The organism is Mycobacterium sp. NTMscope_MAC_269 (genome assembly GCF_976985695.1).
Genome location: NZ_OZ335668.1, coordinates 3380596 through 3404058 on the forward strand (window position 1 = coordinate 3380596; position 23463 = coordinate 3404058).

Sequence of the window (23463 nt, forward strand, 5' to 3'; positions counted from 1 at the left end):
CGGTCGTCAACTAACGGCGGTAGCCTACCGCCATGCCGTCGAAGATCAGCACCCGCGAAGTTCGGCGCCTAGAAACCCGAGCACGCTTATTCGACACCGCAATTACCGAGATCGGCCGCCGCGGCCTGGCCGGAGCGGACGTCACCGCGATAGCGAGCGCGGCCGGAGTTGTGCGCGGCACCTTCTACTTTCACTTCCCCACAAAGGAACACGTCTTGGTGGAGTTGCAGCGCAGAGAGGAGTCTCGGATCGTCGCCAATCTGCGCGCCGCGGCCGTCGAACCCAATGACCTCACGACGGCGCTGACGCTTCTCGTCGATCGAGTGCTCGCCTCGGAACGTCGATTGGGATCCGTGCTGTTCCGGGACATGCTGGGCTTGCACTTCTCATCCTCCCGCCCTGCCGAGGACGAACTCGCCGAACATCCCCTGGCCCAGTTTCTCGTCGAAATACTCAGCCGTGCCCAGCAGGCCGGGCGGCTTGCCCCGGACTCGGACGTGAGCGAACTCGCGGTGTTCTTCGGCACCGGTATCTTCGCGCTCCTGGTCACCGGAAGACCCAATCTCGCAAGCTCATCGAAAATGTTAAGGCGTTATGTGACAACGATTGTCAAGGGAATGGAGGCGAGATGACTCAGAACACTATCGACGGCTACCGCGACTATCTGGTACGTCGCGACGGAGATGCCGACCTGCTCAATCGTTGGCTGGAGAATCGCGAGCGATTCGTCGAAGACCTGTCCGCGAGGCCCGTCACCTCGGCTCATCGTGTGGATAGCGAGACCTTTCTGCGCAATCTGAGGCGCCGCAATCCCGAAGCGGGACTCGACAAGAGGATGCTGTTCCTGTTGGCCACCGCCAAGATGAATCAGGCCGAGCGGTTCGGTGTGGGGCTTGGCGAGACCTACGGACGCAACAGTCGGGGGAACGTGCCGCCCGAGCGCATGTACATCGAACTCGAAGAGCACTACCACACCCGCTTGTTGGCCTATTCGCTCGACGTATTCGGTCTGACGTTTCAGGTTATGCCTCCGCCGCTAATCATGCGGCAATTCGTCAAGCTCAATGTCTTTGTCCCGGAACGGCTTCGCGTGTCGTTCGTCGGAGCCAGCGAGATGGCCGGCTGCGTGATGTTCGACGAACTTCGTCGTGTCGGCCAACAGCTCTTCGCCGACGAACCCGAGGTGGCCGCTCGAATCGATCTCTTGTATTCGGAGATCCTCACCGACGAGATAGGACACGTCGGGTACTGCGCCGCCCGGTGCAGCAAGGCGGAGCGGGCGGTGATGCGGCGCCTGTATCCGCTGATCGGCCGAATGGTCGCTCGCCAGACTGCCGAGCTACTGCAACTCGTCGACCAGGACGCTCTGTTTGATCGCTTCGATCGGCCATTCGACGTCGGCGAACTCACCGCTGGACTGAGCAACGAGACCTACCTGGTCACGCAGCCGTGAGGCGTCATCGCTCGCGGTAGTGAGCCAACGCTTCCTTCATACCGGCCAACCGGCGTTCCAGGAGTTCGTCGCCTTCACCGGCTTCGATCCGCCGGGTGACCTCGGCGATCTCGTCGATCAGTCGCGCTGCGGCCTCGTCGCGCGTGAGGAGATCTTGGTCGACCCAGTCATCGTGCGGGATCCGCTCACCGGGGTCCATGCTCGCTCTTCCTATCCGTCCGCGCTATAGTCAACTATGCAGAAGTTGTTCAATTGTTCTGCCAACTTCCAGCCTAACAGCTGAACCGAGAAGGATCGACGATGCCGCTGCAATCCTCCATGAAGCTCTTGTCCGTCGACGACCACCTCATCGAACCTCCGCACGTCTGGACCGACCGGCTGCCAAAGAAGTACCTCGAAGACGGTCCCCATATCGTCGAATTTCCCCGCGAGGACAAGCCGCCGGTGCATCAGTGGGTGTACGAAGGTCGCAGCTATCCCAACATCGGCCTGAATGCTGTTGCGGGCAAGTCGCCCGAGGAGTTCGGCGTCGACCCGGTTCGCTACGACGACATGATCCCCGGTTGCTACGACCCCAAAGCCCGCCTGGCCGACATGGACATCGACGGCGTCCACGCGATGCTGTGCTTCCCCTCGTTCCCGCGGTTCTGCGGCACCGTGTTCCTCGAGGGAACGGATAAAGATCTCGCACTGCTCAGCGTCCAGGCGTGGAACGACTTTTCGCTCGACGAGTGGTGCGCCACCGATCCGGCACGGTTCATTCCGATGATGATCAGCCCGCTGTGGGACACCCAGTTGATGGTGGCCGAGATCGAGCGCAATGCCGCGAAAGGTTGTCGCGCGGTGGGCCTTCCGGATACCCCGATGAATCTCGGCTTGCCGAGCTTCCACTCCACGCACTGGGATCCGGTCTGGTCGGCTCTGGAAGAAACCAACATGACCGCCGTCATGCATTTCGGATCGGGCGGCATGCCGCCGGCGACAGCGCCCGAGGCGCCGTTCGCGGTGATGGTCACGCTGATGGGGACGACGTCTATGGCCGCAGCAGTCGAATTGGTGTTTTCTCCGGTGTTCCACAAGCATCCCAATCTCAAGGTGGCGTTCTCCGAGGGAGGCATCGGATGGCTGCCGTACCTGATCGAGCGCGCGGACTATGTGTGGCGAAAGCACAAGTACTATCAGAACATTCACCCCACCATCGCGCCGTCGGAGCTGTTCCGGCGCAACATCGCCGGCTGCTTCATCGAAGACGAGGTCGGCGTCGCGTTGCGCCACCAGATCGGCATCGACAACATCACCTGGGAGTGCGACTATCCGCACTCCGATTCTTTCTGGCCCAAGAGTCGTGCGCGCGCTGAGGAGATGCTGGCGAGCGTGCCCGACGAAGACGCCGCCAAGATCGTTGAATTGAACGCGCGGCGCTGGTACGCCTTCCCGGAGGCGGGCTTCAAATCCAGCACGGCCGACAAGGGATGGCGGCCCAACAACGGTGAGCCACCGGAATACGACTACGACGCGGTGATGTCCGACCACGGCGGCGTCGGCTACGGCGCCTTCATCGAGAACCTCGCCAATCAGATGGCCAACAAAGAGAAGAACTAGCCCGCCGCAATTGCAGACCGCCAGTCGTCGATCACCATCAGCCGGCCGGTGGACGCCAGCGTCACGTAAAGCGTCTGTTCGTCGTCGCCGAGCGTGATATTCGTGGTCATCGGGTCGTCGAGTGGCAGCGCGCCGAGCAGTTCACCGAAGGGCGAGAACGCCGTGACGCCGCCCTCCCCCAAGGTCGCCACCAGGATCGTGCCGTCGCGCGCCACGCACAACCCGTCGGCGCCGCCGATGTTCAGCGGCCCCCCACTCGGAACCGTCGCGAGGCCACGTCCGCCCGCGATGCGGCCGGGCGCGGCCAACTCGAACTCCCAGATTCGCCGGGTGCGGGTCTCGGCGACGTAGACGCGGCTGCCGTCCGGCGACAGCGCGACACCGTTGGGCATCTCGAGCGGGTAGACGACCTCCGTGAGGCGGCCGTCGACCGTCCCGTAGAGCAACCCCGTCATGGTTCGGCTGCGACCGTGCGTCGTCCCGCCGTCGGTCACGTAGAACCCGCCCACGGCATCGACACAGACGTCGCTCGGCCGAACCAACGGCATCGCGCGGCCACCGCGGGCGTCGAATTCCACCGCCAGGGTATGCACCGAGCCGTCCGGTTCGACCAGCTGGAGCTGCGGGGTGACCGGATCGGCGGCCGCGCCGACCGGCCGGAACAATTGCGCGCACCCGTCGAAATCGTATGGCCACCACCCGATGCCGAACGTCGAGCCGCCGTTCTGGCAGACCACCAGGCGACCATCGGGAAGACGCCCGACGCCGTTGGGACCGCCGCCGACCTCGGCGACGGGTTCCGTCGTCCCGTCGGGTTGAACCCGTGAGAGGCGGCCCGCGGCCATCTCGGACAGCACAACCGAACCGTCCGGGTAGACGATCGGGCTCTCCGGGAAAGTGAGACCATCTGCGAGGCAGCGTATTTCACTCATCGGACTCGGCTCGCCACCACGTCGCGAAGTACGGATCCGCCAGCGGGATGTCGCCGACCCCGACCTGGCCGCGCGGCCAGTCCGCCGCCGGCTGCGCCAGCGGGGATCTGTCGTGCGCTGCGCCGTACCACAGCCGATGGCGGCGGTGGGCGAACAGCCACCGCCCGCCGACCCGCTCGTAGCGGTCCTCGTATCTGATCAGCTGGTCCACGAAGCCGTCGGCGCCGGTCTGCGCGTAGCAGTGTGCCCACACCTGTCCGGTCGCGTGGGCCTCGTCCTGCAGGTCGATGAGGTGGTTGGCCACCAGGATCACCGCGAAAAGACTGTCGCGCAGGCTGCTTGTCATCAGCCTGCGCAAGCCGTCCGACCCCTCCCCGTAGTCGCCGAAGCGAGCACTTGGCGAGAACAGCGTTGCCATGGCGTCGACGTCACGGGCTTCGATCGCCACCGCGTATCGCAGCGGCAGTGTTCGAATCTCCTCCCGCGAAAGAAGCTCAGCGACAAGGTGCTCGGCCATCGGCTCACCCGCCCGTCACGTTGATGTCCTGGCCAGTGACCGCCGACGCCGCGTCCGAAGCCAGCCACACCGACACCTCGGCGACTTCGTCGGGCTGCACCAACCGGCCCAGTTTGTTGAACGCGGCAAGTCGCCGCCGGAGTTCGCCGGGGTCGAGGCCCTCCTCGGCGGACCGCCTTGCGACGTAGGTGTCGAAGAGCTCGCCCGCCACGCTGCCGACCACCAGGGTGTTGACCCGAATGCCGGCTGTGCCGACTTCGAGCGCCAACGTCTGGGCCAACGCCGTCAGGCCGAGCTTGGCGGCGGCGTAGTGCGCTTTGCGGGGTTGCACGGTGCGCGCCGCAGCCGAGGAGACGAACTGCACGTTGCCGCTGTGTGCCGGAATCATCGCCTGGCACAACGCTTCCCGAGCCAACACCATCGGTGCGACGAGGTTGGTGGCCAGCACGTCCTGCCAATTCGCAACGGTGGCCTCGCTGACCGCCTGGTCGATGCCCGGCACGGCCGCATTGTTGACGAGCACGTCGAGTCGGCCCCACCGTTCGACGATCGCCGCGACGACCTGGGCGCACTGCGCCTCATCGCGAATGTCGGCGACGTGGACGGACGCCATCCCGCCTTCTTCGGCGATGGCGTCGGCGGTCACCGCGAGCTGGTCGGGCCTTCGAGCCACCAGCGCCACGCGTGCGCCACACCGCGCATAGCGCCGGGCAAGCACCCGCCCGATGCCGCCGCTGGCGCCGGTGATGACGGCGACTCGGCCGGAGAAATCGGCACTCGTCACGGGCGCAAGGCTCCCTTCGCCTATCTATGCTTCTACAAGCGTACATATTTTGTCGTACTGTTTAGCCATGGATCGGCGATTCGCCCGAGCAGCTAGTGTGGCCGCGGTCGGACTCGCGCACTTTGCTCGCCCAACCTCTTTCGAGCCGATCAATCGGCGGTTGGGATTCACGACGAACACCCGACGACACGTCTATGTCAACGGTGCGATCGAGACGGCAATCGGGCTACTGGCCGCACCGGAACGTACACGCCCGATGTCGGCGACACTGGGTGCGGCCTATGGCTTGTACCTGACCAGTAGCGCACTCCACGCCCGGCTCACCGCAACGCCGGGGTGAGCGCGATCGGCAAGTGGGTGGGTCCACGCAAGGACGTGTTCGTCGACCAGATCGTTTCGCCTACGGGCGTTATCGCTGAGGCCTGGGTGACCAATTCGCGGAGTACGGCCTGCGCCTCCATGCGGGCTAGCGGAGCACCAATACACATGTGCGCGCCATAGCCGAATGCGAGGTGGCTGCGCGGATTTCGATCGGCACGGAACTCGTCGGGGTCGGGAAACACCGAAGGGTCACGATTCGCCGCCCCGAACGAGAGCAGGAGGCGTGAGCCGGCGGGGATGGTGAGGTCGCCTATCTGGTAGTCGGCACGGGTGTAGCGGTACAGGTTCTGGATTGGACTCGAAAACCGCAATTGTTCCTCGACTGCCATTGGCACCAGATCTGGATTGGCCCGGATCAGCTCGAACTGTTGCGGGTTGCGCGCCAGGGTGTCGAACATGCCGCCGAGCAGGTTGGTCGTCGTCTCGTTTCCGGCGATCAGCAGCAGCATGGCGATGTGGAACATTTGGTCGTCACTCAGCGCACCCTTGTCGGCATCTGCGAGGAGGCGTCCAAGCACGGTGTCGGATCCTTTTAGTCGGCCTGACGCGAACTGCCGCAGGAAGTAACGCCGCAACTGGACAAGGGAGGCAATCGCTTTGGCGGAGCGGACCATGCCATGCCGGGTCGGCTCGAAGTCGACGATGTGCATGCCGGCCTCGGACCACGCGCGGAAGTCGCCGACGTCCGCGTCCGGGACGCCGAGAATGTGGGCGATCATGCGGATCGGCATAGGGATCGTCAGACGTTGGACGACGTCACAGCCCGGGTTGGCGAGGACATCGGCGACGAGCTCGGTCGCCAGCTTGTCATTCATCTCTCGCCAACTGGCCATCGCGCCCTTGCTGAATCCGGGTTGAACCTGTTTGCGCAGCCTGGCGTGCTCCTCGCCATCGGACAGCACCAGCACCGGCGCGGAGATCTTCATCCGCGTCACGCCCTCGGTGCTCGTGACGGCGTCGGTATCCCGGAGCGCGGCGCGCACATCGTCATGTCGACTCAGGATCCAGGTGGACCGCTTGGGGTTGTAGTGCACCCGACCGCTCCGGTGTAGCGCGCGGTACGCATCGAAGGGTTGCGCGGCAGTCGCCCGGTCGAGTGGATCGTAATCAGTGGTGACTGCCCCCGTCCATGCGCCGGGCCCCCGGCGCCAGTTCCGCACCGTTGCAGTGAAGTTCAGCCGTGCCGCCGATGCGAGCGGGCCGAGGAAGCCCCCTTGCGCTCCCACTTTCTCGATGACACTCACAATCTTGCTCCTTGGCTGTCAGCGACCGTAGAATCGCGGATCCCTCTTCTCGGTAAAGGCAGCGACGCCTTCGGCGACGTCGTCGGTGCCCGCGACCTGTTCGACCAGTAGCGCCTCGGTGTTGAACGCCGTCGACCTGTCAACGTCCAGTGCCTGGTTGAGCATCTGCTTGGCCGCCGCGATGGCGCGGGTGGGTCCGCTGGCCAAGCGCTGCGCCCACTCGGCGGCCAGTGCCTCCAAGTCACGGTGGGTCGCGACGACCTCGTTGACCAGACCGACCCGATGCGCCTCGGCGGCCGACAGCTCCTCGCCGAACAGGATCAGCCGCTTGGCGACGTTGAACGGCACCTTGCGAGTCAGCAAGTAGGCGGCGCCGCCATCGGGGGCCAGCCCGCGCCGCACGAACAGCTCGACCAGCTTCGCGCTCTCGACGGCGATGATGAGATCGCATGCCAGCACCATGCTGGCGCCGACTCCCGCCGCGACTCCGTTCAGCGCGCAGATCACCGGCTTGTCGCAGTCGAGCAGGGCGGCGACCACAGCCTGCGAACCCGTCCGCAGGATCCTGGCGGCGTCCCCGGCGATGCGGTCCTGGCTGGGCCGCATGTTGGGATCGCGCAGATTCGGCCCGGTGCAGAAGTGCCGCTCACCACTGGCCGTGAACACGACGGCGCGGACATCGAGGTCGCTGGACGCCGAGGCCAGGTTCTCGATCAGGTCGCGTTGCATCGCGCGCGTTATCGAGTTACCGACCTCCGGCCTATCGAGCACCAACCAACGCACGCCGGCATCGGTACGTACCGTCAGGCCGGTACTCACAGGCCGATGGGCACGCTGGCCGGACCCCGCACGGAGTTCGTGTGAACATAGGACACGTTATCCTCGTCGATGTCCCAGGTCGGGAATCGCTTGAGCGTCTCCTCGAGAGCGACCCGGGCTTCCAGTCGCGCGAGCGCCGCACCGAGGCAGAAGTGCGAGCCATGCCCAAAACTGATGTGCCTGATGCCGGTTCGGGTGACGTCGAACGTGTCGGCGTGCTCGTATTGACGCTCGTCTCGGCCCGCCGAGCCGGTCAGCAACGCCACCTTCGACCGGGCGGGGATCACGATGTCGTGGTACTTGATGTCGCGCAGGGTGAAACGGCCCTGAACCGGTGACGGCGCGTCGTATCGGAGCAATTCTTCGACGGCGCCTCCGATCAGTTCGGGGTCGTCGACCAGTTTGGCTCGCTGCTCGGGGTTGCGTGCGAGCGTCAGCGCCGCCCAGCCGAGCAGCCGCGCAACGGTCTCATTGCCCGCGACGTTGATCATCGCGATGAACACCAACAACTCGCCATCGTCCAGCCGGCGCGGGTCGATGTCGGGCTGGATGAGGTCGGAGTCCATGAGGTCGCTCACCACGTCGGTGGTGCGGTCGCGGCGACGTAACTCGATCTGCTGCCGGTAATACTCGAACAGGTTCGCCGAAGCCTGGTCGCCGGCCTCGTTGCGCTCGGGGTTGCCCTCGTCGCGGTGCACCTGGAGGTCCGACCACTCACGCAGGTCGTCGTGATCTTCTTCAGGGAAACCGAGCAGTGAGCTGATCACCATCACCGGCAACTTGGCCGAGAAATCTCGGACGTAGTCGAAACCGTCCGAGCCGACGAACTGATCCAGATAACGGCGGCACAGTTCGCGAACGTACTCTTCGAGTTTGGCGATTCTGCTGCGGAAGAATGTGCGGTTCACCATCTTTCGCATCGCCGTGTGATCCGGCGGGTCCATCATGATCATCGCCTTGGGCGCTGCCCATGGATCTTCGGTGATCATGTCGAGCGTGATGCCGTGCTCGGAGGAGAACGCGTCGGTGTCCAAAGATGCGGCCATGACATCGTCGAACCTGCTGAGAGCGTAGAAGTCGTACTGGTCGTTGTGATAGACCGGCGCCTCGTCCCGCATCCGTTTCCACACCGAATACGGTTCGGCATGCAGGGTGCGGTCGAAGGGATCCCAGCGAAGATCCGTCGTCGTCATCGGCACCGTCCTTCCGTATGGAACACTATTACATTAGTTGTTTAATTGCACTACCATTCAGGTGCCCGGCATCGTGACTCGAGGAGGACTTTCAAGGTGGAAACGCGCGAGATGGACCACGTCGTGTACCAGAAAGACGGGGCGATCGCACGCATCATCCTGAACAATCCGGACCGGGCCAACGCGCAAACATCGGAGATGGTGCACAGCGTCAACGCCGCCCTCGACGATGCCCAGTACGACTACAACATCAAGGTTGTCGTCATCAAGGCCAACGGCAAGGGATTCTGTTCCGGCCACGTTCCCGATGGCAGCTACCCCGAGTTCAAGGCGGAGCTAGACGCGTCGGGCAAGGTCTGGCGCTCGGCGGCGCAGCTCTTCCTATGGCCGGTGCTCAAGCTTTGGGAATTCCCCAAGCCGGTGATCGCGCAGGTGCACGGCTACGCCATCGGCGGCGGCACCACGTGGGCGCTGATCCCGGAGATCACCGTCTGCAGCGACGACGCGTGGTTCCAGATGCCGCTTGTTCCCGGATTCGGGTTGCCCGGGTCCGAGACGATGTTCGAGCCGTGGGTCTTCATGAACTACAAGCGAGCGGCCGAGTACCTCTATACCGCACAGAAGATCTCGGCCGAGCAGGCGCTGGAGTTCGGACTGGTGAACCGGGTCGTGCCACGCGAACAACTCGAGGCCGAGGTGGAGGAGCTCGCCGCGAAGATCGCCAAGGCCCCGCTCATCACCCTGCAGGCGACCAAGGCCGGCATCCTGCGCGCGTGGGAGAACATGGGATTCCGGACTCATCAGCAGGCCAGCAACGATCTGCAAGCGGTGGTGACCGGCTCCAAGGAGTTCCAGGACTACATGGTCGAACTCATGAAGAAGGCGGCCAAGCCTTCGGATCGGGTCTGACCGTGCCGCTGACGCCGGTCGTCCGGTTCGGCGGCGGACCGGAGGTCGATGCGCTGCGTGGCCGGCTACGCGCGTGGCTCGACGATCACCTACCCGATGAATTCCGTCGCACCGCGGCCAATCCCGATTATCTGCCACGCGACGCGCACGAACGCGCCGTGCAGTTCTGCCAGGCACTCCACGAACAGGGCTGGTTCGTCCCCCAGTGGCCGGCCCGATTCGGGGGCGGCGGGCTCGGGGTGGTCGACCAGGTGGTGATCCGCGAGGAACTCGCCTACGCCGGCGCGCCGCTGGTCAACACAAACGGCGTCAACATGCTCGCGCCCGTGCTGTTCCGGTTCGGCACACCCGAGCAGCAGCAGGAGCACCTGCCCAAGATCGCCCGCTCCGAACGGATGTGGGCGCAGGGCTACTCCGAGCCGGAGGCCGGTTCCGATCTCGCCGCACTACGCATGACGGCGCGCCGGGACGGTGACGACTACGTGCTCGACGGCCAGAAAACCTGGACCAGCAACGGCGTTCTGGCCGACTGGATCTTCGTGCTGGCGCGCACCTCGCCGCTCGGTGAGAAGCGCCAGCAAGGCATCTCGTTCCTGCTCGTCGACCTCGACACGCCGGGCATCACCCGACGCCCCATCCGCTCGATGACGGGATACCCGACCTTCGCCGAGGAGTTCTTCGACGGCGTGCGGGTACCGGTCGCGAATCTGGTCGGCGCCGAAGGCGAGGGCTGGAAGGTCGCGAAGGCACTACTGGTCGCCGAACGATCCAACGTGATACGTGCCGCGCAGGCGCAGCGCTATCTCGACGAACTGGTCGACTGGTGCCGCGGCCAACGCGGGAGTTCCCATGACCCGCTGGCGGATCCGGCGAATCGGCTCGCCCTGGCCCGTGCGGTGGAACGGGTGGAAGTGGGACGCGCTCTCTCCTACCGGGTGGCCCACCAGCAAGCCGCCGGTCAGCTCGATGCCGCGTTGCCGTCGTTGTCCAAGCTCTACCATTCGGTGCTCACCGCCGAGCTGCGCCAGCTGGGTGCGAAGGTCCTCGGACCGGCGGGAGCGTTGCTGCCCGACGATCCCGACGCGCTGCTGCACGGGCACTTCTCCGAGGGACTGCTGTTGTCGCTGCTGCACACGATCGGCGGGGGTACAAGCGAGATTCAGCGCGATCTCATTTCGACTGTGGGCCTGGGTCTTCCGCGTTAACTGAACTGCGCGCGGCCGTCAGCGGCGGCCGAACGCTGCTGTGCGACGGTGGCAACGGCCAGCTCGAGCGGTTGGAAGGATGCCAACTGCACGGTCTCGACGGACGCGATGAGTCGTTTGGTCAGCTCCACTGCGCCCGCGTCCGCATCGGCGATCTCGCGTGCAATGGCGATCGCGTGGTCAACGGCGGAACTCGCGTCGACGAGATCGGTGACCAAACCCAGAGCGTGCGCGTCCGGGGCGGGTAACCGGCTCCCTCGCAACAACAACGACGACGCCCGGTGCCTGCCGAGCTGCTGCGTGAGCCGCCACGCCAGACCGCCGTCGGGCACCACGGCGCGCGCCACGAACGGCGCGGAGAAGAATGCGTCGCGTGCCGCGACGACCAGGTCGCATGACAGCGCGAGGCTCCAGCCTAGACCGATCGCCGCCCCTTGCACGGCGGCCACGGTCGGCACGGCGACCTCTCGCAGCTGCGCCATGACACGCTGAGCGTGCTCGACCCGGCCCGCCGGGCCCATCGGGCCATCGCCGTGTGCCGGCCCGGTCTTCAAATCGCCCCCGGCGCTGAAGAATCCGCCGTTGCCCGCGATCACGATGCCGCGTGCACCCGTAGCGGCGCTGAGGGCATCCGACAGCTCCGTCCACGATTCGTAGCGCAAAGAGTTCCGCTGAGCTGGACGGTTCAACAGAATGAGCGCTATGCCGTCCCGGTCCTCGGTGAGGACCAACGGGTTTGCGTCCGCGGCAGAGGGAATGCTCACTGGCGCCCGAGGAACTTGTCGATCGCGGCGCGATGTTCCGGGGTGGTGAAACACTCTGTCTCCGCCGAGATCCCGTACTCAAGGATCGCAGTCACGGCGCGTTCGGCGTGCAGGTTGAGAGTGCGCTTGGTGTCCTGGACCGCGCGCGCGGGAAGGGCAGCGAGCCGATGGGCCAACGTCAGACCTTCCGACTTGATGTCAGCGTGCGGTACCACCCGGTTCGCCAGTCCCAGCTCGACAGCTTTGTCAGCCTTGATTCTCTCACCGAGTAGCAGGTACTCCTTGGCCTTGAGCAGACTCATCAACAGCGGCCACAGCACCGATCCGCCGTCTCCAGCAACAAGTCCACTGGCAACGTGGGTGTCGGCGAAGAACGATCGGTCCGACATCAGGACGATGTCGCACAACACCGCGATGCTGCAGCCGAACCCCACGGCGGGGCCGTTGACGGCGGCAACGATCGGCAGGGGAAAGTCCATCATGTCCCGCACGATCCGGCGCGCGTCTCGCATACCTTCGCGTCGGGTTACCGGATTCTCGACGTGGGTGTGCAGCCACTCGACGAGATCGCCACCGGCGGAGAAGAAATCACCGGTACCGGTGATAAGGACGGCACGAGCGTCGGCGTCCTCCCCCAGCGTGGTCCAGAGCCGGGCGAACGCGCCGTGCATGCGATTGTTCACCGCATTCGCGTTGTCGGGATTGTTCAGCGTGACGATCCGGACCGGACCGTCGTTGGCCACCAGTATCTCGTCGCACCCGGTCACGTCGGCGGTTCCCTGTGGAAGTTCGGTCATCGCACTCACTCCCCTTCAGAATATTCGTGTGTCGGTGTCCATGCCGGGCGCCGGGTCGCTACGAAAGCCTCGCGGGCTGAGGCGGTGGGCCACGTCGGTGGCCGTTTCTGCAGGAATGCCGTGAAGGCCTCGATCTGTTCGGCGGTGCCCATCGAGTTCCAGTACCCGGACACGTCGACGGGCGGCAGCGCGCGGGCCATCTCGCGCTTCATCGCGGCACGCGCCGCGGGACCGGTGTTGCGTACCCGGTCGAGCAGCGCCGCCGTCTCCGTGACGAGCGAATCGTGCGGCACCACCTTGCCGACGAGACCGAGCCGCTCTGCTTCGGCGGCGTCGATCCAATCATTGCCGTAGATCAGGTGATTCGCGCGTAGTGTACCGACGCGTTGCGGGATGCGTGCTGCGATGAACGCCTCGTACACGCCGCGGGTCAGGTCGGGCACGCGCAGCCGTGCCCGGTCGGATGCGATCACCAGGTCGGCATACAGCGTCATCACCAGGCCGCCGCCGAGGGCCACGCCGTTCACCGCGCAGACAACGAGTTTCGGGATCTTGCCGAGCGTCTCGAATGGAGTCGCATCGTAGGCCTCGGTGAACGAATCCCAGCGCCGGTCGGGATTGCCAATCGCATTCATGTCGCCGCCGGCGCAAAACATGTCGCCGGTGCCGGTGATCACCAGGAAGTCGAGCGCCGGTTCGTCGGCGACGATCATCGCCGCCCGCTTGATGCCGTGATAACCATCCGCGGTCAGCGCATTCCGCTTCTCCGGCCGGTCGATCGTCACGGTCAGTGTGTCGCCCTCGATCCGCGCGGACAACTCCTCGGCTGCGAGGTCGACTTCGGCCGGTAGCTCGGTCACGAGATGACCGCGACGAGTGCGCCGACGTCGTACGTGCCGCCCTCTTCGACCTTCCAGGAAATGGTGCCCGCGGCGGGCGATTCGATGTCCATCTCCGCTTTGTCGGTGGCGATCGAGTACAGCGGTTCACCCTCACTGACGGTCGCCCCGTCTTCGACGAAGAACTCGGTCACCTCGGCCTCGGTGATGGCGTCGCCGGGTTTGGGAAGCCGCACCTCGGTCATACGATCCTCCTGATTGCCTCGACGAGTTGCGCTGCGCCGGGCCGGCAGGCCGCCTCGAGGCTGGCCGCTCGCGGAACCGGCGTGTACGATCCGGCGACACGCTGGATGGGCGCAGTGAGGACGCCGAACAGCTCCGTGCCGACGGTCGCGGCGAGCTCGGCCCCGGGACCGCAGAAGCCGACCGACTCGTGCGCGACGACCAGCCTCGTGGTCTTGCGTACCGAGGCGAGCACCGTGGCCAGGTCGAGGGGCACCAACGTGCGCAGATCGACCACCTCGACGGCGATCCCGTCGGCTTCGACCTCCTTGGCGGCCTCGAGTGCGGCATGCACCATCGCGCCGTAGGAAACCACGGTGACATCGGATCCCTGCCGTTTGACGTCTGCCTGTCCGAGTGGGATCACATAGTCGGCCAAGGGAACCGGGCCCTTTCCGCCTCCGTAATACAGCTTCATCGATTCGATGAACAGGCAGGGATCGTCGTCGGCCAGGCATGCGTTCAGCAAGCCCGCGGCGTCGGCCGCAGTGCTGGGCCACACCACCTTCAAGCCGGGCGTGTGCATCGCCCACGCTTCGAAGGCCTGCGAATGCTGCGGTCCCGCAGCCATTCCCACCATCGTGCGGATCACCAGGGGGGCGCCCTTACGGCCGCCGGACATGTAGCGCACCTTTGCGGCGTGATTCGCGATCTGGTCCATCGCGACCCCGAGAAAGTCCATGAACATCAGTTCCGCCACCGGCCGAAGGCCGGCCAGCGACGCGCCGATCGCCGCGCCGATGATCGACGATTCGGCAATGGGTGTGTCGAGCACCCGGCCTTCGCCGTACTTTGCCGACAGGCCGGCGGTGACCTTGAACATGCCGCCACCAGACAGGTCGCCGATGTCTTCGCCGAGCAGGACGATCGATTCGTCCGCAGCCATCGCGCGGTCCAGCGTGCGGTTGATCGCCTGCACCAATCCGAGTTCCTCGGTGTCTCCGGTGGGCAGCTCGGCGTGCACTACGTCGTCGGCGGCGAACTCGCAACCGTTGCCGGCGAACACATCTCGAGTCAGCTCATCCGCGTCCGGCGGTGTCGAGGCGACAGCCGCGGAGAACGCCGTATCCAGTTCCGCGGCGATTTCGCCGTCGATCTCATCGAGGTCCGCAGCGGTGGCGATGCCGTCGTCGATCAGGCGCCGGCGGTAGCGCGCGAACGGCGGGTTCGCTCGCATCGCGGCGAGCTCATCCTGGTCCGCGTAGCCCATCGCGTCGCCGAAGTAGTGGCCCTGCAGGCGGTACGCCACGGCCTCGACAAACGACGGCCCATCGCCGTTGCGGGCCCGCTCGACCGCCTCGGCCACCGCGTCGTAGACGGCGTGCGGATTCGCGCCGTCCACCGTGACACCTGGCATGCCGTAACCCTGCGCCCGGTCCGACAGCCGGTCGGAGCGCGTATAGCGATTGAACGCCGTGCCCTCTGCCCAGAAGTTGTTCTGGCAAAAGAAGATCACGGGTAGCCCCCACACCGACGCCATGTTCATGGCCTCGTGCACGTACCCGATACTGCTTGCGCCGTCCCCAAAGCTGACCAACACGACTCGGCCACTGCCCTGACGCGCCGCCGCCAAGGCGATGCCGTTGGCGATCAGGGGCCCCGCACCGACGATGCCGGTGGTCCAGGCTATGCCGTGCTCGGGGTCGTAGATCCCCATCGCACCGGCCTTGCCTTTCGACAACCCGTCGCTGCGCCCCAGGATCTCGGAGAAATAGCCACGCAGATCGATGCCCTTGGCGAGGACGTCGCCGAGCCCACGGTAGGTGGTGACCAGTTGATCGCCCTCGGACAGCGCCAGCATCGCGCCGGCCGACATCGCCTCATGGCCGTCGACTGGCCAATAACTCATTGCCGCCTCGCCGGACGACAGGGCCTTGCGAACACGCTTGTCGCCGTGCTGGACCTTGCTCATCAACCGGTACAGGGCCAGCGCGCGATCGCCTGTCGGGGCTGACGATTCGGTGTCTAGCTGGGTGGACATCCACACTCCTCGACGGTCTGGCGACCGAGTCTACAATATGACGAAATCTGTTCAGTCGTGCAGTAGGTTGGCCTTGTACAGCTCGGCGGCGAAAAGCGCGCGATCGAAATAACAGCGCTCCAGAATCAGGCGGTCCCCGTCGAAAACGAAGACGTTGACGCTCAGCATGTCCATCGCCGTCCCCGGACACGTCGTTCGTGTTTCGACGCATACACCGTTGGCGGCGTGAAACACCGCTGCCGCCGCGTAGTGCATCTGCGGCAGGGTCTGCCACTGCGAAAGGATCATCTGCCGAACCTCGGCGTCGCCGTCGTAAACCGTTGCGGTGGGTACGATCTCGTAGCGCGGGTGCGCGAAGGTCGCCATGATGCCGTCGAGGTCACGCTCGTTCTCGGCGGCAACGTGGCGCATTACGAGCGCTTCGCGCTCTTGCGCCAGATCCCATGAAGACGACACCACATCACCTACGCTCGAAAGCGGGCAGGTTTCTCCCATCCGGCAACGGGATCCACGTGACGCTTACCGCATCGCCCACCCGTGGAGGTGGACCGAAGACGTTGGACATGATCCGGGCACCCTCGTCGAGATCCACCAGCACCACTGAGTACGGCACCTTGTCTGCCAGAGCGGGCAGCGCCGGGCGATGGTGCACGCTCACGGCGTAGACGATGCCCTCACCACACAGCCGCTCCCAGTGCAGCGCCGCCGCTCCACAGTGTGGGCAGACAACACGGGGGTACCACACCAGCCGCGAGCAGTCCGCACATCGTTGCATGTGCAGTTCGCGCTTGCGGGTCGCATCCCAGAACGGGGCCGACGCCGAACTGGGTTCGGGCACCGGAATCTCCGCGGTCTGCGCGCTCACAGCGTTGCGGCCGTTCCGAGAATCACCGTCGACGTCGCCGACAGCACCCCTCCGGTGCCGTGGGCCAGTGCAACGTTCGCATCGCGGACCTGACGTTTGTCGCATTCGCCGCGCAGCTGTCGGGTCGCCTCGACGAGCAGGAAGGCACCGAAGGCGCCGGGGTGGGTGTAGGCGAGTCCGCCGCCCGTGGTCTGCCCCGGCAACGCTCCGCCCGGCGCCAGCGCGCCGCTGCCCGCGTAAGGACCACCCTCCCCCTTCTTGCAAAAGCCCAGATCCTCGAGCGCGAGCAGGACGGTGATGGTGAACGAGTCGTAGAGCTCGACCACATCGACGTCCTCGGGCGTCAGGCCCGCCGCCCCGAACGCCGCGGGCCCCGACACAGCACCGGGGGTCACCGTCAGGTCGGGCATCTGCGAGATCATCGCGTGCGACGCGGCCGACGCCGCGCCGAGCACGTACGCCGGCGGCTTCGCCAGTGTCGCGGCCCGTTCGGCACTGGTGACGACGATCGCCGCGGCACCATCGGTGACCAGACAGCACTCGAGTTTGTGCATCGGCTCGGCGAGGAAACCCGAGCCCAGTACGTCCTGGACTGTGATCGGATCCCTGAGATGGGCACGCGGATTGAGAGTGGCCCACGTCCTGGTATCCACCGCGATCTGAGCGAGTTGATCGGCCGTGGTCCCGAACTCAGCCATGTGTCGGTTGGCCGCGAGCGCGTACGCGCTGATCGGCAGCATCACGCCGAACGGGGTCTCCCACTCGAGGCGCTCCGGTGTGGCGAACACGCCGAGCCCCTTCTCGCCCCGCTTGCGCGCCGCGCGCGGGGTGGAGGCGTAGACGATCACCACCGTTTCCGCCAACCCCGCCGCGATGGCGGCCGCGGCGTGTTCGACGTAGAGGCCGTAGCTCGCTCCACCGGTTTGCGTCGCATCGGTGAAACGCGGTGCGGTCCCTAGGTATTCGGCCAACTCGACCGAGTGCATGAGGGTGCCGCCGGTGCAGGTGCACAGCCCGTCGACGTCGCGCAGCGACAGTCCGGCGTCCGCAAGCGCCGCTCGAATGACACGAGCCTCGAGTTCGCGCAGGGGCACGTCGATCACCCCGTCGGGCGACACCTCGTCGGCGGCCCCGACGATCGCGGCCGCACCCCGGATGCCGGTCATGCCCGCACCTCCGCGACGTCGTCGAACATCTCGCGCAGTGCGGGCTGGCTGACCTTCATCGACGGAGTGCGCGGCAACTCGCCGACGATGATCAGCCTGGCGGGCAGCTGATAGCGAGTCAACCTTTCCCGCAGGTATTCGAGCAGTTCGCCCGCGTCAGCCGAGGCAGCCGAACGCAATTCGACCGCGGCGACCGGAACCGCGCCCAGCCGTTCATCGGGCAGCCCGGTTACTCCGGCGTCGCGCACGGCGGGGTGGCTGCGCAAGACCTCGACGATGTCGGCGGGCGTCACCTTGAAGCCGCCGCGGATGATGACGTCGTCGGTGCGCCCGTCGACGTAGAGGAAGCCATCGGCATCGACTCGCCCGACGTCGGTAGTGCGCACCCACTCGCCACCTGCGGTGCGCACCTCTATGCGGCCTTGGGCGTCGCGGCCAAGCTCCCTGTCGCCCTCCAGCGCCGTGATGCGAATTTCGCGCCCCCGCTGTGGGCGTCCGACGCTGCCGCGCTTCGACGTCGCCCACTCCCGGTGCAGCGGCAGGTTCCAGCCGGCGACACCGCCCGCGAACTCGGTGGCGCCGTAGGAGGGCAATACCGCGACGTCGTAGCGCTCCTCGAACGCCTCCTGGATGGCGATCGGTAGATGTGCGGTGCCCGAGGTGACCACCTCGACACTGGCGAACACCTCGGGCTCGACATTCGCGTCGAGCACCATTGCCAGCGCGGACGGAACCAGGCTCACCGCGCGCGGCCGGTGCCGCGCGACGACATCGACGAACTCGGGCACCCGAAACCGCTCGAGCAGGGCGATTCGGCGCCCCTCACACAGATTCAGCAACGTGCGGAAGAGTCCGGACATGTGTACCAGAGGTGAACTGACGATCGCGACTCCTTTGCGCAACCGGATCGCACCGTCCGCGGCACCGGAATAGTGTGCGGTCGCCGCGGTTACCGTGTTGCCGAATGCTTGATACGTCAGGGGAATTCGCTTCGGCGGCCCCGTCGTGCCGCTGGTCAGCATCTCCACTGCGACGTCGTCGGGTTCGGTCCGGAACGGACCGGAGCCAGGTGCTTCCAAACCCGCCAACACCGTCACCCGGGCCGGTTCGTTCGCAACACAGAGTCCGAGAGCGCCGATCGCAGCCTCCGCGACACCCGCCCGTTGCCAATCGGATTCGAGGGCGATGACGGCGGCCAGCCTGAGCTCGGCGATGTCGGCACTGAGCCCGGTGTCCCCGTGTGAGGCGTTGACGGTGACCACCGTCGCTCCGGCAAGTAGGACGCCGATCATCGCCCCGACCATCGCGGGATGGTTGCGCAGCACCAGACCGACCGGAGCACCGGGACCCAATCCCGTTGCGCTGAGCTGCTGTTCGACTCCTGTAGCGATGGTATTCAGGGCCGCCCAGTCGGTCCACTCGCCTTCGAATTCGACGGCGGGCTCGCCTGGGTCCAGAGCCAATACCGTCCGAAGCCGTTCGGCGAGTTCGCTGCTCAAACCGGGGCTGCCGCGAGTTGGGTTGCCGCCGGGATCACTTCTTGGGCGAACAGCTTCATGGAGTCGTAGACCTTGGCACGATCCATCGCCCCGCCGCGCGACATGCGCAGCATGATGTTGCGCCACCCCATGTCGACTACCGTCCGCATCTTGTCGATGATGCGCTCGGGATCGCCCATGAGCGTCAGATGTGAGTTGAGCACCTGCTCGTAACTCTGCTTGTCGTGCTTATCGAACCAGTCGGAGTACGCCTTGTAGTCGGCCGGTATCTCGCCGCCCCGTTCGAACGGATTCGAGTAGGCCCGATGCCTCTCGATCGACAACTCGACGCTCTCCCGCGGGTAGCTCCGGGCGAACGCATCGTCATCGTGGCAGAAGGCGTTCAGTAGCGCCCAGACGTTCTCGGTGGCGGCAGCGAGTCCCTTCTTCGCCTGGGTCTCCAAGTAGATGTCCAGGGCTCCCTGCAGGTCCGGATCCACGGTGTAGGGATTGCCGATGATCGCACCGAATCCCTTATCCGCCAACCATTCGAAGCTCGATGGGGTCTTCATCACGGTGCCCCACACCGGGACGGGCTGCTGTACGGGACGAGGGTAGATCGTGACGTCGTCGAGCTGGAAGTACTTCCCCTCGTAGCTCACGCGCTCCTGCGAAAGCAGGAGGTTCACGATGTCCAGGCACTCCTGGTAGCGGCCGGTGGCTTCATCCATCGGAATGCCGAAACCCTTGAACTCGTGAGCCTGATAGCCGCGCCCAAAGCCGGCGTCGAACCGCCCGCCCGACAGTACGTCCACCATGGCGATGCGCTCAGCCAGCTGGATGGGGTTGTGGAACGGACTGACCATGCACGCGGTGCCAATGCGAATGTGCTCGGTCTGGGCCGCGATCGCGGCCGCCACCAGGGGCAGGTCCGCGAGCATGCCGTACGGGGAGAAGTGGTGTTCGGCCAGCCAGACCTCGTTGTAGCCGAGTTCCTCGGCCCAGCGCGCCTCCTCAAGCACGTTAGCGAGCACCTCTTGGTCCGAGAGGTCGTTGGGCTTGTCGCCGAGGATGAAGACACCGAACTTCATAACTATTGCTCCCAGAAACTAGTTGCAGTTACTGCGACTATATTGCACGATGGAACAGATTGCGTCAATCCGTTCAGTAGCAAATTGTGGAGGTTTAATTGGCCGTCACCGTCGAAGCCGTGGGCACCAAGCTCGACGCGACGACGTTCGCGTGGACCGAGACCGACGTCATCCTGTACGCGCTCGGCGTGGGCGCTCGCCCGCCGACCGATCTCGACCTGCTCAACGAGGCCAGTGGGCCGACGGTGCTCCCGACCTTCGCGTTGCTCGCCAACTGGTGGGCGGTCAGGGATCTGCGCGCAGTGCTGCAACTGGGCGCGTACCCGATCGTGCATGGCGGACAGTCCCTCACCGTCACGCGCCCGCTGCGGGCGCGCGGTGAACTCACGGTGACCGGCGAGGTTACGGCGGTGTGGGACAAGGGCAAGCACGCTTCGATCGAGGTCACGACGCGCGGAACCGACGCCGACGGCGAGGTGTTCGTCGCAACGGGCCAGACGATGGTGTTGGGCGGTGGCGGGTTCGGCGGTGAGCGCGGACCGGCGCCGCCTGATGACCCCGAAGGCACGGCCGACGTCACCGTTGACGACGAGATCCGACCCGAGCAGGCCGCCGTGTATCGACTCAGTGGCGATCGCAACCCGCTGCACATCGATCCGGCCGCGGCGCGTAAAGCCGGCTTCGCCGACGTCTTCCTGCACGGATTGTGCACTTTCGGTTTCGCGGCGCGGGCGCTGATCAACAGCGTTGCCGGGGGCGACCCGACCGCGCTGCGCTCGATCAGCTGCCGCTTCGCCAAACCCGTCATGCTGGGGGCCCCGTTGCGCACCGAGGTATGGCGCGACGGCGAACAGGTGCGGTTTCGCACCAGCCAGGGATCCGTCGTCGCCCTGTCATCCGGCGCCGCCACCCTGCGAGGATGACGACCGTGGACCAGCGACGCGTGCGCGGCCAGCGCAATCGACAGGCGCTCCTTTCCGCCGCTCTCGAACTGTTCGAGACGAACGGCTACGAAGCCACCAGGGTGGAACAAATTTCGGCCGTGGCAGGGGTGGCGCCGCGGACGTTCTTCCATCACTTCGCGACGAAGGACGACATCCTGTTCGACGGCTACGCGGAGCGTCTCGATGCGGCCACGCGCCGCTTCCGCGAATCTCGATCGAATTCCCTGTGGGGCGCGCTGGCCGAGGCGTCCGACAGCGTCGCCGAGGCGATCAGCGCACAGCCCGAGATCTTCTTGGTGCGTGCCCGCATGTACGCGCGTCACCCCGGCCTTCGCGCCACCCGGCTGCGCATCAACGACGACTGGATCGACCAGATGACCGAAGAGGTTGCCCGCTGGCTCGACACTGATGCGCGCACCGACCTACGTCCCCGGCTTGCTGTCTCCGCCGTAAACGGCGCCAACCGCGCAGCGATCGATACCTGGGTGTCCGGTGACGGGCAAGGCGACCTCCCCGCCTCGATGTCACAGGCGATACAGCTGCTCCGGCCGTCGATCACCCGGATCGAGCGACTCATCAGAGCCGAAAGGGACCGCCGTGTCGGATGACCGTCGATTGGCCGTCGTCACCGGCGGTGCCCGGGGAATCGGTGAGGCGATCGTCGCGGAACTCGTCGCGCAGAACTACCGAGTCGCGGTGATCGACGTCAATGCCAAGGCCATCGCTAGAGCGCGCGAAACCGATTCCGCGCGTTCGGGTTCGGTGGTCGCGATTGAACTGTCGATCACTGACCGACGCGCGGTCGAACGCGAACTCGGCAGACTCGCCCACGAGTATGGCCCCATTCGGGCGCTGGTGAACAACGCCGGAATGACGCTGCCCGCGTCCTTCCTCGACCAGACCGACGAGGACTGGGACCGCATCGTGGCGGTCAATCTCACCGGAACCTTCATCATGGCTCAGGTCGTGGCCCGTCAGATGGTCGACGCGCATGACGGCGCGATCGTCAACATCAGCTCGGTATCCGCCCACGGGGTGCGCACGGGCCCGCCGGCCTACGCGGCCGCGAAGGCGGGCGTCGAGGGCCTGAGCCGACTGATGGCAGTGCAATTGGGTCCGCTCGGCGTGCGGGTCAACACGGTGGTCGTGGGGACAACCGCCACACCGTGGTTGTTGTCCAGGAAATCCGACGCCGAACTCGACACGATGCGCGAATCGACGCTCACCGGAGCGATCGGCGAGCCGGAGGACGTCGCGAAGACGGTCGCCTTCCTGTGTTCGGATGCCGCCAAACACGTCACGGGGCAGCTGATCTCGGTCTCGGGCGGCCAGTGGATGCCGTGAGGACGGCAAACCATACGCTGTAACAGATATTGATAAAGTGTTCAGTTGACGTCGTGAAGCGAAGGGGCTCGGGATGCAGTTAGAACGTATTCTGTTCGACGTCAGCGAGCACGTCGCCACGATCACCATCAACCGACCCGAACGACTCAACGCCACCGACGATCGGGCACGTTCGGAACTCGGGTGGGCATGGGGTCAAGTCCGTGAGAACCCCGACATCAGGGTCGCCATCATCACCGGTGCAGGCGACCGCGCGTTCTGCGCGGGCCAGGATGTCAGGGCCACGGCGTCCGACGGCATCCGCAACAAGGTGCCCGGCTCCCGGTTGCATCACAACGTCTGGAAGCCTGTCATCTGCGCACTCAACGGCATGGTCGTTGGCGGTGGGCTGCACCAGGTCGCGGATGCCGACCTCATCATCGCCGCCGAACACGCCGAGCTGATCGATACGCACCTGAAGGTGGGCAACGTGTTCGCGCTCGAGCCGGCGGTGCTGCTGCGCCGGATGCCGATCTCGATGGTCATGCAGCTCGCGTTGATGACAAAGGACGGCCGGATCAGCGCCCAGCGCGGCTACGAGATCGGTCTGATCAACGAGGTGGTGCCGGGCGAGCGGCTGCAGGAGCGTGCACGCGAGATCGCGCTGTCGATCGCGACGCTGTCACCAGCGACCACTCAGGCGTCGATCAAGGCGATGTGGACAAGTTTGGACGTCGGGTTGCATGCGGCGAACGACGTCGCCTATCGCTACGTCCTGCAACACCAGATGACCCACCCCGACTACCGGGAGGGGATGGTCGCGTTCGCCGAGAAGCGCGAACCACGTTGGGCCGACGAATGACACCGACCACGGCGACCTCAGCCGACTCGGCA

General features: G+C 65.6%; 26 protein-coding genes. 9 read left to right on the forward strand and 17 right to left on the reverse strand.

Annotation, left to right across the window (positions count from 1 at the left end):
- Window positions 1–32 precede the first annotated feature (32 nt).
- Both ACZ50Z_RS15655 and ACZ50Z_RS15660 read left to right on the forward strand, forming a co-directional pair.
- A complete protein-coding gene (locus ACZ50Z_RS15655; RefSeq protein WP_464484369.1) occupies window positions 33–632 on the forward strand; it encodes a TetR/AcrR family transcriptional regulator in 600 nt (199 codons plus the stop codon).
- On the forward strand, window positions 629–1453 hold the full coding sequence (locus tag ACZ50Z_RS15660) for a hypothetical protein (protein ID WP_464484370.1): 825 nt from the start codon (window positions 629–631) through the stop codon (window positions 1451–1453). Before ACZ50Z_RS15655 ends, ACZ50Z_RS15660 begins: the two co-directional genes overlap by 4 nt.
- A 4-nt stretch (window positions 1454–1457) precedes the next feature.
- On the opposite strand, the gene ACZ50Z_RS15665 is transcribed toward ACZ50Z_RS15660, so the two are convergent.
- Window positions 1458–1652: a hypothetical protein gene (locus ACZ50Z_RS15665; RefSeq protein ID WP_464484371.1), complete on the reverse strand. Its 195-nt coding sequence runs from the start codon at window positions 1650–1652 to the stop codon at window positions 1458–1460.
- Between the two features lie 101 nt (window positions 1653–1753).
- Here ACZ50Z_RS15665 and ACZ50Z_RS15670 point away from each other — a divergent pair, with 101 nt between their 5' ends.
- Window positions 1754–3055: an amidohydrolase family protein gene (locus ACZ50Z_RS15670; protein WP_464484372.1), complete on the forward strand. Its 1302-nt coding sequence runs from the start codon at window positions 1754–1756 to the stop codon at window positions 3053–3055.
- Here ACZ50Z_RS15670 and ACZ50Z_RS15675 read toward each other — a convergent pair.
- The 6 genes from ACZ50Z_RS15675 to ACZ50Z_RS15700 all read right to left on the reverse strand — a co-directional run bounded on the left by ACZ50Z_RS15675 (window position 3052) and on the right by ACZ50Z_RS15700 (window position 8925).
- Window positions 3052–3987, reverse strand: coding sequence for an SMP-30/gluconolactonase/LRE family protein (locus ACZ50Z_RS15675; protein ID WP_464484373.1), 936 nt, complete (start codon window positions 3985–3987; stop codon window positions 3052–3054). The genes ACZ50Z_RS15670 and ACZ50Z_RS15675 overlap by 4 nt on opposite strands.
- Window positions 3980–4504: a nuclear transport factor 2 family protein gene (locus tag ACZ50Z_RS15680; RefSeq protein ID WP_464484374.1), complete on the reverse strand. Its 525-nt coding sequence runs from the start codon at window positions 4502–4504 to the stop codon at window positions 3980–3982. The genes ACZ50Z_RS15675 and ACZ50Z_RS15680 overlap by 8 nt, the downstream gene beginning before the upstream one ends.
- A 4-nt stretch (window positions 4505–4508) precedes the next feature.
- Window positions 4509–5288, reverse strand: coding sequence for an SDR family NAD(P)-dependent oxidoreductase (locus ACZ50Z_RS15685; protein WP_464484375.1), 780 nt, complete (start codon window positions 5286–5288; stop codon window positions 4509–4511).
- Between the two features lie 320 nt (window positions 5289–5608).
- Window positions 5609–6904 carry a cytochrome P450 gene (locus ACZ50Z_RS15690; protein ID WP_464486261.1) on the reverse strand — a complete coding sequence of 432 codons (1296 nt, stop codon included), beginning with the start codon at window positions 6902–6904 and terminating at the stop codon, window positions 5609–5611.
- A 27-nt stretch (window positions 6905–6931) separates the two neighbouring features.
- Complete coding sequence (locus ACZ50Z_RS15695) at window positions 6932–7732, reverse strand: enoyl-CoA hydratase/isomerase family protein (protein ID WP_464484376.1); 801 nt, start codon at window positions 7730–7732, stop codon at window positions 6932–6934.
- On the reverse strand, window positions 7729–8925 hold the full coding sequence (locus tag ACZ50Z_RS15700) for a cytochrome P450 (protein WP_464484377.1): 1197 nt from the start codon (window positions 8923–8925) through the stop codon (window positions 7729–7731). Before ACZ50Z_RS15700 ends, ACZ50Z_RS15695 begins: the two co-directional genes overlap by 4 nt.
- Window positions 8926–9036: 111 nt before the next feature.
- Here ACZ50Z_RS15700 and ACZ50Z_RS15705 point away from each other — a divergent pair, with 111 nt between their 5' ends.
- Together ACZ50Z_RS15705 and ACZ50Z_RS15710 are read left to right on the forward strand one after the other, a co-directional pair.
- On the forward strand, window positions 9037–9834 hold the full coding sequence (locus ACZ50Z_RS15705) for an enoyl-CoA hydratase/isomerase family protein (RefSeq protein WP_464486262.1): 798 nt from the start codon (window positions 9037–9039) through the stop codon (window positions 9832–9834).
- Window positions 9835–9836: 2 nt separating this feature from the next.
- Entirely contained in the window at window positions 9837–11039 is a 1203-nt protein-coding gene (locus tag ACZ50Z_RS15710; protein WP_464484378.1) for an acyl-CoA dehydrogenase family protein, read from the forward strand.
- Here the strand turns inward: ACZ50Z_RS15710 and ACZ50Z_RS15715 are convergent.
- From ACZ50Z_RS15715 to ACZ50Z_RS15760, 10 genes are all read right to left on the reverse strand, one after another.
- Window positions 11036–11803: an enoyl-CoA hydratase/isomerase family protein gene (locus ACZ50Z_RS15715; protein ID WP_464484379.1), complete on the reverse strand. Its 768-nt coding sequence runs from the start codon at window positions 11801–11803 to the stop codon at window positions 11036–11038. The two genes, ACZ50Z_RS15710 and ACZ50Z_RS15715, sit on opposite strands and share 4 nt — an antisense overlap.
- Entirely contained in the window at window positions 11800–12600 is an 801-nt protein-coding gene (locus ACZ50Z_RS15720) for an enoyl-CoA hydratase/isomerase family protein (RefSeq protein WP_464484380.1), read from the reverse strand. The genes ACZ50Z_RS15715 and ACZ50Z_RS15720 overlap by 4 nt, the downstream gene beginning before the upstream one ends.
- 5 nt (window positions 12601–12605) lie before the next feature.
- On the reverse strand, window positions 12606–13385 hold the full coding sequence (locus ACZ50Z_RS15725) for an enoyl-CoA hydratase/isomerase family protein (RefSeq protein ID WP_464484381.1): 780 nt from the start codon (window positions 13383–13385) through the stop codon (window positions 12606–12608).
- Between the two features lie 71 nt (window positions 13386–13456).
- Window positions 13457–13684, reverse strand: coding sequence for a biotin/lipoyl-containing protein (locus ACZ50Z_RS15730; protein ID WP_464484382.1), 228 nt, complete (start codon window positions 13682–13684; stop codon window positions 13457–13459).
- A complete protein-coding gene (locus ACZ50Z_RS15735; RefSeq protein WP_464484383.1) occupies window positions 13681–15702 on the reverse strand; it encodes an alpha-ketoacid dehydrogenase subunit alpha/beta in 2022 nt (673 codons plus the stop codon). The genes ACZ50Z_RS15730 and ACZ50Z_RS15735 overlap by 4 nt, the downstream gene beginning before the upstream one ends.
- Before the next feature lie 51 nt (window positions 15703–15753).
- Window positions 15754–16197 (reverse strand): nuclear transport factor 2 family protein, encoded by a 444-nt coding sequence (locus tag ACZ50Z_RS15740; RefSeq protein WP_464484384.1) that lies wholly within the window; start codon window positions 16195–16197, stop codon window positions 15754–15756.
- Window positions 16163–16567 (reverse strand): Zn-ribbon domain-containing OB-fold protein, encoded by a 405-nt coding sequence (locus ACZ50Z_RS15745; protein ID WP_464484385.1) that lies wholly within the window; start codon window positions 16565–16567, stop codon window positions 16163–16165. The genes ACZ50Z_RS15740 and ACZ50Z_RS15745 overlap by 35 nt, the downstream gene beginning before the upstream one ends.
- Entirely contained in the window at window positions 16564–17733 is a 1170-nt protein-coding gene (locus ACZ50Z_RS15750) for an acetyl-CoA acetyltransferase (protein WP_464484386.1), read from the reverse strand. Before ACZ50Z_RS15750 ends, ACZ50Z_RS15745 begins: the two co-directional genes overlap by 4 nt.
- Entirely contained in the window at window positions 17730–19196 is a 1467-nt protein-coding gene (locus ACZ50Z_RS15755; RefSeq protein ID WP_464484387.1) for a class I adenylate-forming enzyme family protein, read from the reverse strand. The genes ACZ50Z_RS15750 and ACZ50Z_RS15755 overlap by 4 nt, the downstream gene beginning before the upstream one ends.
- Before the next feature lie 32 nt (window positions 19197–19228).
- Complete coding sequence (locus ACZ50Z_RS15760) at window positions 19229–20302, reverse strand: LLM class flavin-dependent oxidoreductase (RefSeq protein ID WP_464484388.1); 1074 nt, start codon at window positions 20300–20302, stop codon at window positions 19229–19231.
- 98 nt (window positions 20303–20400) lie between these two features.
- On the opposite strand from ACZ50Z_RS15760, the gene ACZ50Z_RS15765 reads away from it, so the two are divergent.
- The 4 genes from ACZ50Z_RS15765 (at window position 20401) to ACZ50Z_RS15780 (ending at window position 23431) form a co-directional block, all read left to right on the forward strand.
- Window positions 20401–21225: a MaoC/PaaZ C-terminal domain-containing protein gene (locus ACZ50Z_RS15765; RefSeq protein ID WP_464484389.1), complete on the forward strand. Its 825-nt coding sequence runs from the start codon at window positions 20401–20403 to the stop codon at window positions 21223–21225.
- Window positions 21222–21854, forward strand: a complete 633-nt coding sequence (locus ACZ50Z_RS15770; protein ID WP_464484390.1) for a TetR/AcrR family transcriptional regulator — start codon at window positions 21222–21224, stop codon at window positions 21852–21854. The genes ACZ50Z_RS15765 and ACZ50Z_RS15770 overlap by 4 nt, the downstream gene beginning before the upstream one ends.
- Window positions 21844–22590 (forward strand): SDR family NAD(P)-dependent oxidoreductase, encoded by a 747-nt coding sequence (locus ACZ50Z_RS15775; RefSeq protein ID WP_464484391.1) that lies wholly within the window; start codon window positions 21844–21846, stop codon window positions 22588–22590. The genes ACZ50Z_RS15770 and ACZ50Z_RS15775 overlap by 11 nt, the downstream gene beginning before the upstream one ends.
- Window positions 22591–22663: 73 nt before the next feature.
- The gene (locus ACZ50Z_RS15780) at window positions 22664–23431 is read left to right on the forward strand and encodes an enoyl-CoA hydratase-related protein (RefSeq protein WP_464484392.1); all 768 of its coding nucleotides are present in this window, start codon (window positions 22664–22666) and stop codon (window positions 23429–23431) included.
- Window positions 23432–23463: the final 32 nt, after the last annotated feature.